This is a genomic window from Bacillus sp. AFS055030 (assembly GCF_002574545.1).
Taxonomy (GTDB): domain Bacteria; phylum Bacillota; class Bacilli; order Bacillales; family Bacillaceae_G; genus Gottfriedia.
This window is the reverse complement of the sequence record NZ_NUGT01000034.1, coordinates 55,629-72,193: the sequence shown is the minus strand read 5'-3', so window position 1 is coordinate 72,193 and position 16,565 is coordinate 55,629. Positions and strand designations below refer to the sequence as shown.

The 16,565-nt window shown below is 32.8% G+C and carries 15 protein-coding genes; 9 read left to right on the top strand and 6 right to left on the bottom strand.

Annotated elements, in window-relative coordinates:
* Nucleotides 1-50: 50 nt before the first annotated feature.
* The 3 genes from CN925_RS14225 to CN925_RS14215 are packed head-to-tail and all read right to left on the bottom strand — an operon-like array spanning nt 51 to nt 3,633.
* Nucleotides 51-1,184, bottom strand: coding sequence for a Ger(x)C family spore germination protein (locus tag CN925_RS14225; RefSeq protein WP_098846884.1), 1,134 nt, complete (start codon nt 1,182-1,184; stop codon nt 51-53).
* On the bottom strand, nt 1,184-2,254 hold the full coding sequence (locus tag CN925_RS14220; protein WP_098846883.1) for a GerAB/ArcD/ProY family transporter: 1,071 nt from the start codon (nt 2,252-2,254) through the stop codon (nt 1,184-1,186). The genes CN925_RS14225 and CN925_RS14220 overlap by 1 nt, the downstream gene beginning before the upstream one ends.
* Nucleotides 2,251-3,633, bottom strand: a complete 1,383-nt coding sequence (locus CN925_RS14215) for a spore germination protein (protein ID WP_180232966.1) — start codon at nt 3,631-3,633, stop codon at nt 2,251-2,253. The genes CN925_RS14220 and CN925_RS14215 overlap by 4 nt, the downstream gene beginning before the upstream one ends.
* Nucleotides 3,634-3,893: 260 nt before the next feature.
* Here CN925_RS14215 and CN925_RS14210 point away from each other — a divergent pair, with 260 nt between their 5' ends.
* Genes CN925_RS14210 through CN925_RS14200 form a run of 3 tightly spaced genes read left to right on the top strand, consistent with a single transcriptional unit; the run spans nt 3,894 to nt 7,550 of the window.
* Nucleotides 3,894-6,212, top strand: a complete 2,319-nt coding sequence (locus CN925_RS14210) for a xanthine dehydrogenase family protein molybdopterin-binding subunit (RefSeq protein WP_098846881.1) — start codon at nt 3,894-3,896, stop codon at nt 6,210-6,212.
* Between the two features lies 1 nt (nt 6,213).
* A complete protein-coding gene (locus tag CN925_RS14205) occupies nt 6,214-7,047 on the top strand; it encodes an FAD binding domain-containing protein (protein WP_098846880.1) in 834 nt (277 codons plus the stop codon).
* Complete coding sequence (locus CN925_RS14200; protein WP_098846879.1) at nt 7,047-7,550, top strand: (2Fe-2S)-binding protein; 504 nt, start codon at nt 7,047-7,049, stop codon at nt 7,548-7,550. The genes CN925_RS14205 and CN925_RS14200 overlap by 1 nt, the downstream gene beginning before the upstream one ends.
* Before the next feature lie 152 nt (nt 7,551-7,702).
* On the opposite strand, the gene CN925_RS14195 is transcribed toward CN925_RS14200, so the two are convergent.
* Nucleotides 7,703-8,140, bottom strand: coding sequence for a hypothetical protein (locus CN925_RS14195; protein WP_098846878.1), 438 nt, complete (start codon nt 8,138-8,140; stop codon nt 7,703-7,705).
* Between the two features lie 340 nt (nt 8,141-8,480).
* Here CN925_RS14195 and CN925_RS14190 point away from each other — a divergent pair, with 340 nt between their 5' ends.
* The 5 genes from CN925_RS14190 (at nt 8,481) to CN925_RS14170 (ending at nt 14,054) form a co-directional block, all read left to right on the top strand.
* Nucleotides 8,481-9,512: an AI-2E family transporter gene (locus CN925_RS14190; RefSeq protein WP_098846877.1), complete on the top strand. Its 1,032-nt coding sequence runs from the start codon at nt 8,481-8,483 to the stop codon at nt 9,510-9,512.
* A 165-nt stretch (nt 9,513-9,677) separates the two neighbouring features.
* Nucleotides 9,678-11,120, top strand: a complete 1,443-nt coding sequence (locus CN925_RS14185; protein ID WP_098846876.1) for a spore germination protein — start codon at nt 9,678-9,680, stop codon at nt 11,118-11,120.
* Nucleotides 11,121-11,935: 815 nt separating this feature from the next.
* Entirely contained in the window at nt 11,936-13,423 is a 1,488-nt protein-coding gene (locus CN925_RS14180) for an amino acid permease (protein WP_098846875.1), read from the top strand.
* Nucleotides 13,424-13,598: 175 nt separating this feature from the next.
* Complete coding sequence (locus CN925_RS14175) at nt 13,599-13,787, top strand: hypothetical protein (RefSeq protein ID WP_098846874.1); 189 nt, start codon at nt 13,599-13,601, stop codon at nt 13,785-13,787.
* Between the two features lie 12 nt (nt 13,788-13,799).
* Complete coding sequence (locus CN925_RS14170; protein ID WP_098846873.1) at nt 13,800-14,054, top strand: spore coat protein; 255 nt, start codon at nt 13,800-13,802, stop codon at nt 14,052-14,054.
* Nucleotides 14,055-14,096: 42 nt separating this feature from the next.
* Here CN925_RS14170 and CN925_RS14165 read toward each other — a convergent pair whose 3' ends face one another.
* Both CN925_RS14165 and speB read right to left on the bottom strand, forming a co-directional pair.
* Nucleotides 14,097-14,678 carry a TetR/AcrR family transcriptional regulator gene (locus CN925_RS14165; protein ID WP_180232965.1) on the bottom strand — a complete coding sequence of 194 codons (582 nt, stop codon included), beginning with the start codon at nt 14,676-14,678 and terminating at the stop codon, nt 14,097-14,099.
* A 377-nt stretch (nt 14,679-15,055) separates the two neighbouring features.
* Nucleotides 15,056-15,994, bottom strand: coding sequence for an agmatinase (gene speB, locus CN925_RS14160; RefSeq protein ID WP_098846871.1), 939 nt, complete (start codon nt 15,992-15,994; stop codon nt 15,056-15,058).
* 238 nt (nt 15,995-16,232) lie between these two features.
* Here speB and CN925_RS21350 point away from each other — a divergent pair, with 238 nt between their 5' ends.
* Entirely contained in the window at nt 16,233-16,382 is a 150-nt protein-coding gene (locus CN925_RS21350; protein WP_180232964.1) for a hypothetical protein, read from the top strand.
* The last annotated feature ends 183 nt before the right edge of the window (nt 16,383-16,565 follow it).

Sequence of the window (16,565 nt, the reverse complement as noted above, 5' to 3'; positions counted from 1 at the left end):
AAAGATAGTGAAGCCAGGTTCTAAACTGACTACACTATCTTTTTCTTTTCTTATTCCTCAAGTTGAGACTCTTTTCCAATTGCACCTGTGCTTAAAATGGTTACTTTTATTTTAGGATGGATTTTAATTTTAGGGAACTCTTTATCCCAATTAAGTTTTCGCCATTTTTCAGGATGATGCTCTTTTAAATATCGACCAATTCCAAGGACATCACTATTAGCAAGTTGAATATCTTTTATAACTTCTTTTGCTCGCTTATTTAAATCTTTTTGAATAGTAGACTGAAGTTCTTCTTCCTTTAACATTTTAATTGTTGTCATTTCGTTTATTCTTACATTTACATTCATTTTTATCTTAACATCAATTTTATTCTTGGAAGTAGAAACTGATAATTTCCTTCTAGGTCTTATGATTTCATAGGAAACGGTATTAAATGGTTCTTTATATCTTTCGGGAAGTTTTGTATTAAAATTACTAGTATTCCCGTATTGTCCCACCATCATTAAAAGAAGAGGGGATTGTTCGGCATCAATAAAATGACCAGTATATTGATCGTTATGTATTAAGCCAGCACCAATAACTTCTACATGATTAGTCGGTGTAACATCAACTACAGGTAAGGTAAAGTCTATACCTGTTTCGGAAGCAATTGTGAAAATATTAAATAGTTGCATTTTTTGAGTCAGTGAGGTTGCTTCAGCATTTTTAATTGTATCTTTTAAAGTAAACGATAAAGGCTTAGTTCCGAGCGTTTTTATTGCTAATACATTTTTTGCAGGCTGTTTATTTGTTATTGCGACTGATACGTTTAGATTTGAGAATGTTCTACGCCTAAATGTACTTAAAATATCGATAAATTTTGTTTTGGAAAATTCTTCACCTAATAATAAAACTCTAGTTTTTGAGGTAGTTATATCACCAGGTAAAAATGATTGGATTCCCATTCCAGCATGGGAAACCGAATCCCTTACCGAGTTAACCGACTCAGTTTTGAATTCAAAAACGCCAGCTCCTTTACCGATAATGTCTAGTATTAATGCGTTAACTTCAATTTTTTTATCTTGATTTAAATCAAAACTAATCCCATTTACTAATGTTTTATCAGTAATTGTTCTTGAATCCCAGCAACCACTAACTAATAAAAGTGATAGAAGTAAATAAATAACTTTAAATGCCTTACGCATCAATTTATTAGCCCCCTAACTTTATTAATTAGGAACAAAAGAAATGGAATAATGATAATGAAAATTGGGTCCAAATAACTTCCAAAATTAACGATTGTTTCTCTTTTTATAACATTTAGAGAGATTAAAGGGTAAAAGGCAAAAATTAATAAAATAATAAAAAACAAAATACTTTTTCTATTTTTAACAATTAAAGATAAACGATTATGAACATCCTTACTAACGATATAAATATAACTAACTACTGTAGCACAAATGACAATAGTCCATAAACTTAAAAAGATTGTATCTAAACTTTCAATCATTTTTGAGTTATATGTTTTAAAAATATAAAGAATTGGATCTATGATAAAACCATTTTCTTTATTGCTTAATCTGATATAGGACGTGAAAATGATAAAGGTATAAAAGATTGTCGTAAAAATATTGGCGAATGTTAAAGTAAATAATTTCTTTTTTGTATCTTGAAAGCTTGGTGCCAAAAATAGAAAGATTTCAAAACCTAACATTTCCAGAAATGATGAATATCCACCTGAGCCAATCTTTTTAATAGGAGAGTGACCTATAGGCAATATTCTTCCAACATGTACATTATCATAGGCAGATAATAGGAATAAAATAAAGATGAGAAAAATAAAAGTACAAAGTACATAAGTTCTAGCAATTGTTAGAATGTCATTTTTCGCAACAATATAAGCTGTAAATAAAAATAAAATGAGTATAAGCCAAGAGGGGCTTTTTGGAAAAATCCAAATGGTAATAATATCGGAAAATCTCATAGAAACTACGAGCACAACATACAAAAAATAGATGAAATAACAAATATTTATACATGTTCCTATAAATGGATTCGTAATTAGTTTTGTATAGTCGGTAAAGCTTTTGGTAGGAAATTTTTTATATAAACTATAATAAATTAAGATTATGATTTGAACAATTACGCCACCTATAATAGTAGAAATCCAACCATCATGGCCTGAAATTTTATACATAGTATATGGATAGCTTGTAATGGCGACGCCGAATTGGGTGAAAATAATTAAATAGAATAAGTGTTTATTATTAATCATGATGATTTCTCCTTCTTATTTTTTATAAGAACAAATTCAGAGAAACCTGGATTTTCCACATATCGATAACTAAATGCTCTAATTTTCGATAGGTGAGCAAAAATCATAAAGAGGCCTAAGCTAATACCAATAAAACCAAAAATCGAAGCAAGAACTAAAAGCGGTATGCCCATAATTCGTGCGGCAACTGACATTTCCTTTGATGGAAGTGAGAACGATGCAACAGCAGTGACAGCAATCACAACGACCATAGAATTTGAAATTAAATTCGTTTGTACAATAGCAGTCCCAATTACAATCGCTCCGACAGTACCGATTGTTGCCCCAATCGGATTTGGAAGTCTTAAAGCCGCTTCCTTTAATAACTCTAATATGATAATCATCGAAAAGGCCTCAATTAATGGTGGTAGTGGTACATTTTCAATAGATAGTTTTAAAGTATAAAAAATAGAAACTGGCAAAATATTTGAGTGATATGTTGTAACTGCAATATAAATTGAAGGTAATAAGACTGCTACCCAAAATGCGAAAATTCTTAAACAATAAAAAAATGTACCAAAAAGCCAACGGAAATTATAATCATCTACAGCTCGAAAATAACCATAAATATCATAAGGAAATAATAATGCACTAGGATCATTGTCAAGCATAATAGCAGGTTTCCCTGATAATAAATGACGAACTGTACGATCAGGTCTTTCAGTATACATTACTTGTGGAAACGGTGAAGAGGGATACTCTTCTATAATGTTTTGAATATGCACAGACTCAATCATTCTTTGAGGTTCAACTTTTCCACTTGACTCAAGCGTTTTGATTTTCTGTTCAATTGTTTCAATCATTGAATGAGGAGTAATATCGTTTAAATAAATAATGCAAAGCGTCACAGGGTATTTTTTACCTACTGTCATATTTTTAATGATTAATTCTTTCGTACGTAATCTTTTACGAATTAACGTTAAATTGATATTAAGACTCTCAACAAAACTGTCATGAGGACCTAATGTTATCGTTTCAGAAACGGTTTCTGATATTGAACGATCGCTATTATTACTAGGTGCAGAATAGGACTTTGCTTGATTCTTATTATGATCATTAAAAACAATAACATTTCCAGAAAGAATAGCTTGTATACATTCATCAAGTGAATGTACATCAATAGAATCTAATATCGTTGTGATGATTCGAGATGAATGATCTTTTGAAACTACCCGTTCTAATATATGTGTTTGAATTATCTCTGAATCGATCATTGTATCTAGATAACATAAATGAAGAATTACTTCACCGATTGAATATTTTTTATATTTAAAATCTGAACTTTCATGAAATGCGTTTTGTACTGCTTCAAGTATGGAGGTTTGTTCAATTACTTCCATATAAACCAACTCCTTAAAAACTCCGCGATGAATAAATGTATTATTCCCTGAATTAAATTGGATATGTATGGAAATTAAACCTGAAATTAACAAAGGTTCCCTTAAATCTAATTTATAAAGTAGCCTTGATTCACTAATCCGTGCATTTTTTTTGTTTTCGAAACATAAATTTCTAAAGTATCTCATATAAACGAAATTTAAACGTTTCTTCCATTGTCATTCATACAAATGTTTTATTGAAAAGGGGTTGAGAAAACATCATGCATATCATAGGAAAAGGAATACCCCGCAAAGAGTCCTTCGAAAAAGTGACAGGTTATGCTAAATATACAGATGACTTTGAAACAAGTGATATGCTTCATGCCCATCTAGTCACAAGTCCATATGCACATGCGATTATTAAAAGTATAGATTCTTCTGAGGCTCAAGGTGTTCAAGGAGTACAGAAAATAGTATTTGGTGAAAATCTACCTTTAACAGGGGAAGGAGTTCTTGATCGTTACCCAATTGCTTTTGATCGGGTTCGTTTTTTTGGTGAAGTAGTTGCAGTCGTAGTTGCTGACACTCTTCATGCTGCACAGCAAGCGGCTAATCTAGTAAAAGTAGAGTATGAGCTATTACCAGTCGTTAACTCACCTTCTGAAGCACTTAAACAAAATGCTCCTCTTTTACACCCTAAACTAGGAGAGTATGAAAAAACGGAAGGGGTTTATCCAGAGTCAGGTACAAATATTGCTACAAGAATTAAAATTCGAAAAGGCGATTTTAACAAAGGCTGGAGAGAAAGTGAAGTAATGGTTGATGAGAGTTTTGCATTTCGACCATCTGACCATGCTGCGATGGAGACAAGATGCTCATTTGCACATATTCATCACGATGGCACGATTGAGATTACTACGTCTTCACAATGCCCATTTATGGTTAAAGGCTTAATTGGAGAGTATTTTGACATTAAACCTGGAAAAGTTATTGTTAATACCCCTTTTGTAGGTGGTGGCTACGGTGGAAAAGGGGCAGTCCAGTTAGAGCTTTTAGCCTTTATTGCTTCACGAGCTGTAAATGGTAGACTAGTAAAAATATATAACACTCGTGAAAATGATATGCTTTCATCTCCAGGACATATCGGACTTGAGGCAAATGTAAAACTAGGATGTACAAAAGAGGGAATGCTCAAGGTTGCAGAGATTCAATATTTATGGGACGGGGGAGCATATGCAGACAAATCAATTGATTTAACAAGGGCGGGAGCAGTTGATTGTACTGGACCTTACAACATCGAAAATATTTGGTGTGATTCTTTTTGTATGTATACAAATCATCCATACCCAGCACCTTTTAGAGGGTTTAGTCATTCAGAAGTACATTTTGCATTTGAGCGAGCGATGGATATACTTGCTAGAAAATTAAATATGGACCCAATTGAATTAAGAGAAAAGAACGCAATTAAACCGGGGGATCAAACTCCTACACAAGTTACATTAAATTCTAGTACAGTTGGAAATCTACCAGAATGTATCGAAAAAATGAAAGAATTAATCAATTGGCAGGAAGGTCAAGTTATTGACTTAGGCAATCATAAAGTAAGAGCAAAAGGAATAAGTTGTTCATGGAAAACTTCTACGATTACACCAAATGCAAGCTCAGGCGTAATATTGATCTATAACGCGGATGGTAGTATCAATTTAATCTCTGGTGTTGTAGAGATTGGTCAAGGTACAAAAACTATTCTTGCTCAAATGTTAGCAGAAATTCTGAAAATGGACATAGATGATATACATGTTCAAATGAAGATTAACACATTATATACACCTGAGCATTGGAAAACTGTAGCTAGTAGAGGAACATTCATGGCTGGTAGAGCTTTGCTAGCAGCTGCTGAAGATTTAATGAAACAATTAAAAGATTTAGCTTCTTTTATATTGCGTGCACCCGTTGAAGATTTAGAAGTAGGTTATGGAAAAGTGTTTTTAAGGAGTGAACCTACTAAAAATATACCGATAAAAGATATTGCTTATGGTTATACATTTCCAAATGGAAATTCAATTGGTGGACAAATAATCGGTAGGGGACACTATATTTTAACGGGTTTAACAAAAATTAATCGAGAAACAGGTGCTGGAAAACCAGGACCAGAGTGGTCGGTTTGTGCACACGGAGTAGAAGTAGAATTAGATACAAAAACATATGAATATAGGATTCTAAAAGCTGTTACAGCTGTTGATATCGGCAAAGTACTTAACATTAAAACTGCAACTGGCCAAGTGAAAGGCGCAATGAGCATGGGATTATCTTTTGCAGGAAGAGAAACCTTTTATTTTGATGCGCAAGGGAAGGTGCTTAATCCGCAATTACGAACTTATCGGCCAATTCGGTTTGGAGAGAACCCTAAATATGAAGTAGCGTTTGTTGAAACACCACAAGTAGATGCCGTTTTTGGTGCACGAGGAGTAGGTGAACATGGATTATTAGGAATGCCAGCCGCTCTTGGAAATTGCCTTTCTACCGCATTATCTGTAAATGTCAATCATTTACCAATTATCCCTGAACTACTATGGAAAGTAAAAGAAGGTGGGATATAGATTGTTATCTTCTAATATAGAATACTTTAAACCAGCGACTATTAAAGAAGCATTGGAGCTATTTTATTTTTTAAAAGCTAATAATAAACGGCCAATTTATTATAGTGGGGGTACGGAAATCTTAACATTAGGTCGTTTAAACTTGGTCGAAACAGATTCACTAATCGATATTAAAGATCTAAAAGAGTGCCAATTGTTAGAAGTTAATCAGGACTACTTAATAACTGGTGCCTCTATTACACTTACTGAAATAGAAGAGAAAAACCTATTTCCATTACTCTCTAAAACGTCTATGGAAATTGCTGATCGAACTGCTAGAAATAAAATTACCTTAGGTGGAAACTTATGTGGTCAAATTTTTTACCGGGAAGCAATTTTACCATTCCTTCTTTGTGATAGCCAAGTGATTGTTGCCGGATACAATGGTTTAGAGGCTTTTCCAATCGAACAAATCTTCAATCAAACTCTACAACTCCAAGACGGACAACTTCTAATCCAACTTGTAACAGAAAAGAAATATATGAATCTCCCAAATATGAGCATTAAAATACGTCAGCAATGGGATACGGGTTATCCATTACTGACGATCGCTTCGATTAAATTGGATAATCAATTACGTTTTGCTTTTAGTGGACTATGTCCTTTTCCATTTCGTTCAAAGCAAATGGAAACTGAACTAAATAATACGAACTCAAGTGTAGAAGAAAGAATCCAAAAAGCCATTCAATTTATTCCAGGTGAAATACTTGATGATGTTGAAGGTTCAAAAGAGTATAGATTATTTGTACTAAAAAACACATTAGAAAAGATCATGATTGAAATGGAGGGAAGGTAATGGACCAGACTCCAAGCAAAAAGTTAAGTGTTTCTTTCAGTATTAATGATGAAATTCGACAAGTGGAGATCCATCCAGCGGATACACTCCTTTTCGTGCTACGAAAAAAGCTCGGTCTCACGGGTGCAAAGCCAGGTTGCCTAAATGGAGATTGTGGGGCTTGTTCAGTTGTAGTAAATGATACAGTATATAAATCGTGTATAATGCTTGCCATCGAAACAGTTGGTCAAAAAATAACAACAATTGAAGGGTTAAAAGATTCACCTATCCAAAAAGCATTTGTTGAAAATTTTGCGTTTCAATGTGGGTATTGTACTCCAGGATTCATCATGAATTGTCATTCCCTTTTAATGAATCACCCAAATCCAACATATGAAACGATGAAAAAATGGTTATCTTCTAATATTTGTAGATGCACATGCTATGAAGAAATTGAAGAAGCTGTTTTATCTGTTATCGAGAAAAGGGAAAAACCAGTAACTTATGAAACAAAAAAAGGATGAATAAATATTTACTTAATTACTGAGTTGAGTCATTAGATTTTCGTTGTGTAAAGAAGAAAATAAACGAAATGACAGTAATTGCCATAAGAAAAACTTGGGTATCTGTAGGTTTTACTGTAGGGAGATCTGTTAAAGACATAATCACCATTCCTTTATTTACTAAAGATTCGTGGATCAATATCAAAATGTTTCGAAATAATTTTTTTACAAAAGTAATACGTTTTTTTTAGAAAAGGAAGTGTTGGTTCGCTAACTGGCGCACCAAAAATAGGACCACTTACATTGAGTGTGAATCTACCGGGTCCTATAACAGAGCTTACAACACGAATTTCATCAATTATTAGTAAAATAGCAAGCATTATATCGATTACATCAATGAGAGTATTTGTAAATTGGTCTCCATATTTACTTTCTATACGTTCTCTACCTAATAAGGGTCCACTTAGTGAAAGACTAAATTCACCTGACGTTACAAAAGCGCCTATTAACGTAATTTGACCAGTTAATAATAATGCTGCAGTGGCGACATTTAAATCTCTTTGAAGTGTAGCGATAATACGGAGGTCATCTTTAATCTTAAAGTTATTCATAGCATCACACCCTTATGGCTATAGTATTCACCAAGTGCCCAAGTGTGATTGAAATGGGAAGAGGAACAAATATTGACAAAAAGTTCAATTAAAAGGTGCAGCTTGACATAATTGTTTAGCTGCATCTTTATTTTTAGTAGTAGAATTGGTAAAATATAAAGTGGCGCTTTTTAACATCAAGAATTTGTTAAATGAAAATTCATAATTGAAGATTTTATTAAATAAAAATGAGAAGAGAAGCAACATTTTTGAACCACTTCCTTTGGGATGTGGTTTTTTATCAAAAAAATTAAGATTTCCATACTACTCGAGCAAAATAACTAAGTGAGGAGGTTGTGGAATGGAGGTCAAAAAATTTTTTCAAAGTAGCACATTTAGACGCCTAGCGATGATGCTTTGTATCATTCTTGTCTTAATTTTAATTCGAAAAATAATAAATTTAGTCTTACTTATTTTCATTTTTACTTATTTAATGGATCGGATACATAAATTTATTATTAATAGACTAAATAAGATATTGCCAGTTAATCGTCTAGTAGTTGTCTATTCTTTGTATATAGTCATAGTGGCAGCTTTAGTCATAGGGATTTATAATTATTTACCTGTTATTACCACTCAAGTTGTCCAACTAATCGTACAAATTAAAACGTTTTATATGAATCCACCTGATGAGAAATTCATCAATTATATTGTAACAGCAATTAAAAAGGTCGAGATTTCAGGTTATACTGAGCAAGGATTAGATTTTTTATATAAGTATGCCTCTAATATTAGCCAGTGGGGGATCGAAGTATTAATTGCTTTAGTTCTGAGTTTCTTTTTTCTACTTGAAAAACCTAGGATTATTGCATTTACGAGAAAATTTAAAAATAGTAAAATAGCAGTTCTTTATAATGAATTGGCCTATTTTGGTGAAAGGTTTTCGCGTTCTTTTGGAAAAGTGATTGAAGCGCAGTTTATCATTGCATTTGTGAATTGTATTCTATCGGTAATAGCTTTAAGATTTATGGGATTTCCTCAGTTAATCGGTTTGGGCTTTTTGATTTTTTTACTTGGATTAATCCCTGTAGCAGGAATGTTTATTTCATTAATCCCCCTTTGTACGATTGCCTATACAATAGGTGGAATGGCTCATATTATGTATGTGATCATCATGATTTTGATCTTACATGCGCTAGAAAGTTATTTTTTAAATCCAAAGCTTATTTCCGCTAAGACGAATTTACCGGTTTTTTATACGTTTTTAATTCTAGTTTTTTCTGAACGGTTTTTTGGCGTTTGGGGTCTGATTATCGGGATTCCAGTTTTTATCTTTTTATTAGATGTATTGGAAGTTACAGATCATCCGAAAGAAGTAGAATCGACTGAATAAATGAAAAGATGATATCGTATTGACGATATCATCTTTTTTTATGCTATTTGAATGTAGATACACAAATTATTCTTGTAATTTTGAATTACCAATACTGCACTTACTATGACATAGTCTGGAATTCATCGGGCAAACTAAGCAAAAATATGCTTAAGGAGTTTATAAGTGAATAACACAGAACATTCTACTTTAGTAGTAAGTTTAGAAAAGAATATTCAATACTTAAAAGAAAAATATAATCACTCTACTGATTTGAAAATTAGACTAATAACAGTTAATGATGAAGTCATCAGAGACGGTGCCGTTTTGTATTTAGATGGAATAACAAATACACAAACAATTCAGGATAATATTCTTACCCCATTACTAAGAGTTATCAAATTCGAAACGATTGATGCACTTATGACACGTCATCTTTTGGTAGCAGATGTTGCTAAGGTGACAACAAATGAAGACGTATTGGATGGATTATCAAAAGGAAAGTCATTAATATTAATCGATGGTTATAAAGAAGGAATATTAGCAGATACTGCCGATTGGCAAATGCGATCGGTAACTGAACCTGATACACAAAGATCTATGAAGGGTTCTTTAATTGGATTTAATGAACAACTAAAGGTAAATGTTAATATTATGCGTAATAGTATTCAGTCTCATAAATTATCGATTGAAAATTTACAAGTCGGAAATGAAACGAAAACGGATGTATCAATACTATATATGGATGGTTTTGTAGATCAACAAATTTTAGAGGAAACAAGAAAAAGGATTACTAATCTAGATGTTACTTACCTGCTAGAAGCAAGAGTTATTGAAGATGCTTTAGAAGGTAAAAAAACGTTTTTTCCAACTGTATTTACAAGCGAACGGCCAGATGTAACCGTTTCAGCGTTATATGAAGGACGTGTTGCAATCTTAGTAAATGGCATTCCATATAGCCTAATTGTTCCAACACTGTTTCTTCACTATTTTCATCAACCAGATGAGTATAATACTAAGTCGGGGCGTTACGGAAACAGGATTATGCGTTTATTTAGTTGGTTATTTTCAATCATTTTATTAGGAGCATATGTTACAGTTGTCCGTTTTCATCAAGATTGGGTACCGAAACACTTTGCTAAAATATTTTTTAAGGAATCAGATACACTTCTTCCAGTTATTGTAGAGATTTTATTCGTCATGTTACTTTTTCAATTACTAACAGAAGCTTCACTACGAATTCCAAAATCGACGGTTATTATTGTTTCACTAATCGGAGCGATTGTAGTTGGACAAACTGCAGTAACTGCAAAACTGATTCATTCAATTACCTTAATCATAGTAGGCTTAAATTTTCTATCGAATATATCAATTGCAGCAGGTGGATTATACGGTTCAGTATTAACATTACGATTTGTATTTTTATTTTTGGGCTACTTTTTCGGTTTGAAAGGTCTGCTAATTGGATTTATTTTAATGATCGCTTATATGGCATCTATTAGATCATTGGGTGTTCCATATTTAGCACCGTTTATACCATTTCATCCGAAAGAAATGAAAGATGCTCTATTTAGAGGAGATTTAAGGAAGCTTATTAATAGTAAACATACATATCCTCATAAAAAATAATTTTAACAAAGAGTAACGGTTTAATAACTTATGTTGTTTTTTGGCACCTTAATGAGAATACATGGTTTAATAACTCCCAATTCAGAAGTATCATTGTTTGTAGATAAATGGAAAAAGCATTCTTCGAGAGTTATGGAGAGTGTTTTTCTTGTGGATTTTACGTTTTTAAAATTCAGAAAATTTTCAAACAAGTTTTATTCACTTTTTTGAATAAAGGCGTTGACAGTTTTGATAAAAAATCATGACATTTTTACTAAAAAAAGAGTGATGATTTTCCTATATACAGCTTCTTTAATTTGCAATTTCTATCTAGTAGAGAGCCTATTAGACAAAGGAAGTCAATATTACACCCTATCAAAGCGCTTTCATCATATAATATTTTCCAATCTGTAAAATTATAGTTGAAGTATGATGAACTAAGATTTAATATATATTTATTGTTTCAAATAAATATACGGTTTTTGAAAATTTAACTATTCTTAAATAACTCTAAATTATCTAAACAATGAAAAAACTTCTTCTATTTTTCGCCATATTATGATAATTTATATTAAGTACAATTCGATGATGAAAGCAAAAAAAATGAAAACGCTATCAACGTTGAATGTGTCAGATTTGTTCCTTTGTTAAAATCAGAAGGGAAGATTTTCATCTTTACATCGCTCAGTTTCCAGGCTTAGTATTAATATAGGTATTTAGTTGACCGAATGAATACATGCCATTGGAAAAATTGGAATGTGAGCTGCTAAAAAAGATTTAATCAGCCTTTTTCGTATTTGGGGGGAATTTCAATTTTAAAAAAAAGAGGTGTATTCATGCAAAGTACAAACCGTAAAAGTGATTTCACTATTCAGAGTAACGCGCCTAAAAAAGAACAATTAGAGAGAAAATTAAAAACGAGACATTTAACAATGATCGCTATGGGTGGTACGATTGGTACTGGTTTATTCTTAGCGAGTGGAGCAACAATACATGATGCAGGACCAGGTGGAGCTCTTGCTGCTTATTTAATTGCTGGTATCATGGTTTATTTCTTAATGACTAGTTTAGCTGAAATGGCGACTTTAATTCCAGTTTCAGGCTCTTTTAGCACATATACTTCGAGATTTGTCGATCCAGCACTTGGTTTTGCTGTTGGATGGAATTATTGGTATAACAATGCAATCATCCTTGCTTTAGAATTATCAGCTTCAGCTTTAATTATGAAATATTGGTTCCCACATACTCCAGGTATCGTATGGAGTTCGATATTCCTAGTATTAATTTTTGGATTAAATGTATTATCTGTAAAAGGATATGGAGAATCTGAATTTTGGTTTTCAATTATTAAAGTAGCTACAATTATAATTTTTATTGTAATTGGATTATTAATGATTTTCGGAATTATGAGTGGTCATACAGGTGGATTTGAAAATTTCACAAAAGGAGAAGCACCATTTAAAGGTGGTTTCTTATCAATCTTTAGTGTATTCATGATTGTAGGTTTTGCTTTTCAGGGAACTGAAATGGTCGGAGTAACTGCAGGGGAAAGTGAAAATCCTGAAAAGAATATTCCAAAAGCAATCAAACAAATCTTTTGGCGTATTTTATTATTCTACGTTTTAGCGATTTTCGTTATCGGGTGTTTAATTAGCTACACAGATCCAAACTTATTAGGTGGAGACGTTGATAATATTGCGATTAGTCCATTTACTTTAGTATTTAAACATGCTGGACTTGCTTTTGCAGCTGCTGCAATGAATACAGTAATATTAACTTCAGTTTTATCAGCGGGTAATTCAAGCTTATACGTAGGTTCTCGTGTTCTATGGGTACTAGCTGAAGAAGGAAAAGCACCAAAGTTCTTAAGAAAAGTAAATAAAGGTGGAGTTCCAGTTAGTGCATTAATTGCGACGACTCTAATTGGTGCACTTTGCTTTTTAACTTCATTATTTGGTGATGGTACAGTATACTCTTGGTTATTAAATGCAGCAGGCTTAGCTGGTTATATTTCTTGGTTAGGTATTTCTATTACGCATTACCGTTTCCGAAAAGCGTATATTGCCCAAGGAAGAAATTTAAAGGATCTACCTTATTTAGCGAAATGGTTCCCACTTGGTCCAATTTTAGCAACAGTTTTATGTTTAGTTGCAATGCTTGGAACGAATTATCAAGCATTTTTCGGACCAAAAGTTGACTGGTATGGTATTGCAGTTTCTTATATTGGACTACCATTATTCATTCTTGGATACCTTGGCTATAAAGTAGTAATGAAAACGAAGATGGTAAAATTAGAAGAAGCTGACTTCAGCCGTGAGATCTAATTAAATCTAAAGCTCAATCTATCAAGTATAGATTGAGCTTTTTTACGTATTTTTTTACACGATTTTGGAAAATTAATAATGTCAATGTGTGGACTGTCGATTAGATAAGGACACAAAGCGCAGGCAGACGAAAATGTGAAATATGTATTTTTTTTATGAAAGGAGAAATTATGAAATGAACAATTCAATAACAGAACTAGAATTAGAAAATCTTCGTCATATTATAGGAGGGCATGGTACAATCGCCAATAAATTAGAGGCTTATGCTCAGAATTGCACCGATCCTGAATTGAAAGCTTTATTAGAAAGAGATGCCCAATCAGCAAAGCAATCTAGAGAACAACTCTTAAATTTTTTAGGATAAGGAGATTAGAATATGTTTCAAGATAAAGACATGGTTAATGATTATTTAGAAGGATTAAACGCTAGCTTAAAAGGTTATGCAGGGTATATTAGTGAGTCAAACAATCCTGAACTCAGACAAACATTAATTCAATTACGCAATCAAGATGAAGCACGTCAACGTACATTGTACAATTATGCACTTCAAAAAGGTTATTACAAACCAGCAGCACCAGCAGCGCCAGAGATTGTACAGCAATTCAGATCTGAATTAACTTCAAATCAGTAAAAACTGTAAAAAGGCATTCGAGTAATCGAACGCCTTTTTTGTTTATTCACTTTTAAAACCGTACCAAAAATTTCTCCATATATTTGAAATCCTTGGCTTCATCTTTTCAGCCCCATAATAAGACAGTTCAATAAAGATGCCGTCAATTAAGCAATAATAAGACATCAGAAAATCTTCAACATTCCCTGCTCGAATTTCACCATTTTTAATCCCTTTATCAATCACTGATCTTAAAATAGTCGACATTGCTTCCTCAGATTCCATGAACTGTGTATGTAATTGCTCCTTTAATGGTTCTGGAGAAAAAAATACAGCGCGATTCACGAAAGTAGATTGCTCCTCGTACTCAATATAATATTCAAATGTTAAATTTAGAATTTGGTAAAGTTGTTCCTTCGCAGATAGACCTCTTATTTCTCCCATCAGTTCATCAACTTTTTTAACATGAAGCCATAAAATGTTCTCATAAATTGTAAGAAAGATTTCTTCTTTACTTTTAAAATGATTATATATAGATGGTTTTTGAATGCCAACTGCTTTAGCAATTTCAGTTAAACTTGTACCTTCATAGCCATTTTTTGAAAACAGGGCAAGTGCTGCTGCAATAATTTTATCCTTTGTCATCTTCATCCTCCGAAACTAACTCTTGTTAGCTAGATTATAAACTGGAATCTTTGTGAAGTCTAAATATTGTTTAGATTTCTTGTAAAAAAGCTTTGTTTAGAGGAGAAAGACCATTGTTTCTTTTGTTTGAGAACTATGGTGGAGTATTTCTAAGGATGCCATGAGGAAAGAGAAAGCGAAAAACTGGTTGACACTTCCTCATATAGGTTCATAAGGAAGGAAAAAGGTGAAAATCTGCTTAATCTTTCCTCATAAAGGGTTCATGAAAAAAATAAATCTACAAATAGTTTTCATATTCATAATCCCATGACAATGTGATAGCTCAATACTTCGAAAAAAGCTCTGTCTAAAAGAAACAGAGCTTTTTAAATTACTTTTTATTTTTCTTTCTTAATTTGTAATGTAGCTAAACTAGCAAATTCATGGACTAGTGTTGCAGCTAATAGTGATGTGATTTGAGTTGGATCATAGGATGGTAGTACTTCAACGATATCAAATCCAATAAAATTGAAATCAGTTAGTGAGCGGATCATTTTTAATGTTTCTATACTATTGTATCCGCCAACTTCAAGAGTACCAGTTCCTGGTGCACAAGAAGGATCGACGAAATCAATATCAAAAGTTAGGAAACATGGAGTATCTCCAATAACTTCTTTCATTTCTTTTAATATACCTTCAAAACCACGTTCATACATTTCCGGTGTAGTAATAACATTGTAACCAAGTTCATGGCTTGCATCTATGTCTCCTGGATGATTCAAGGTGCCTCGAATTCCTAATTGGAATACTTTATTTGGAATTAGAAGTCCTTCTTCGTGTGCTCGGATAAAAGGTGAACCATGCCAATATTTTTCATCGTAATAAGTATCCCATGTGTCAGTATGCGAATCAAAGTGAATCATCGCAACTGGGCCATATTTTTTAGCTGCAGCTCGTAGGTTTGCTAAAGTAATCGAGTGGTCACCACCTAAACCAATTGGGATAATATGACCATCCATTAATTCAAACATAGCATCTTCCATTAGTTTATAGCTTCGATGGATATTATGAGGAATAACGGATACATCTCCAATATCGATGGCATTGCTGTCGTCAAATGGATATACCTTATGAATCGGATGATATGGGAATAAAGTCATAGAAGCTTGTCGGATTGCTTGAGGAGCAAATCGCGCACCAACACGAAATGAGGCTGCAGTATCAAAAGGCATGCCAACGATTGCTATTTTCGCATTTTCTCTTGCAGAAGGTAGTCTCATAAATGTTCCAGTTGTACAAAACTCAGGTTTTACATCAGGGGAAAGTGGATATTTCATCAAAATCATCTCCTAATTTTTAATTCCGGTTATTAACTACCGGTAGTTAGTTTAACTTGATTATAGTTTGTTAAATCTGAATAGTCAAACTATTATTTATAAAAGATTCTTATTTTTTGCTCGAAAAAAGGATTAGCTATTGCTACCTTTTTAATTTGAAATTAGTCAATTCTGTCGGATATGCGAAGTGTTTTAGTAAATAATATGATTGTTTAACAATAATATTAGGAGGGATTTTATGCCGCAAAATCAGCAAAGTAAAGGGAATATGGGAAGTAATATGAAATCAGGAACTAATCCACAAAAAGTAAAACAGCAAATTCAAAATGATGTAAGCCATGGCCAAGGAGCAATGACTTCTCGTGAGGCAGGAGCAATGCGTGATTAAAAATCACTTTTAGTGTTTTTTAAAGCAAGGTATCTCTTGTGATGTAACTTGTAAAAAATGAACCGACCATTTCTGACCGGTTCATTTTTGCGTTTTATTGTATATATTTATTAATCGCAATTCACTTCGAACTCATCGTTTTTTTTGAGGTTCGATAACGATAATATCGTTTGGATAAGTGTT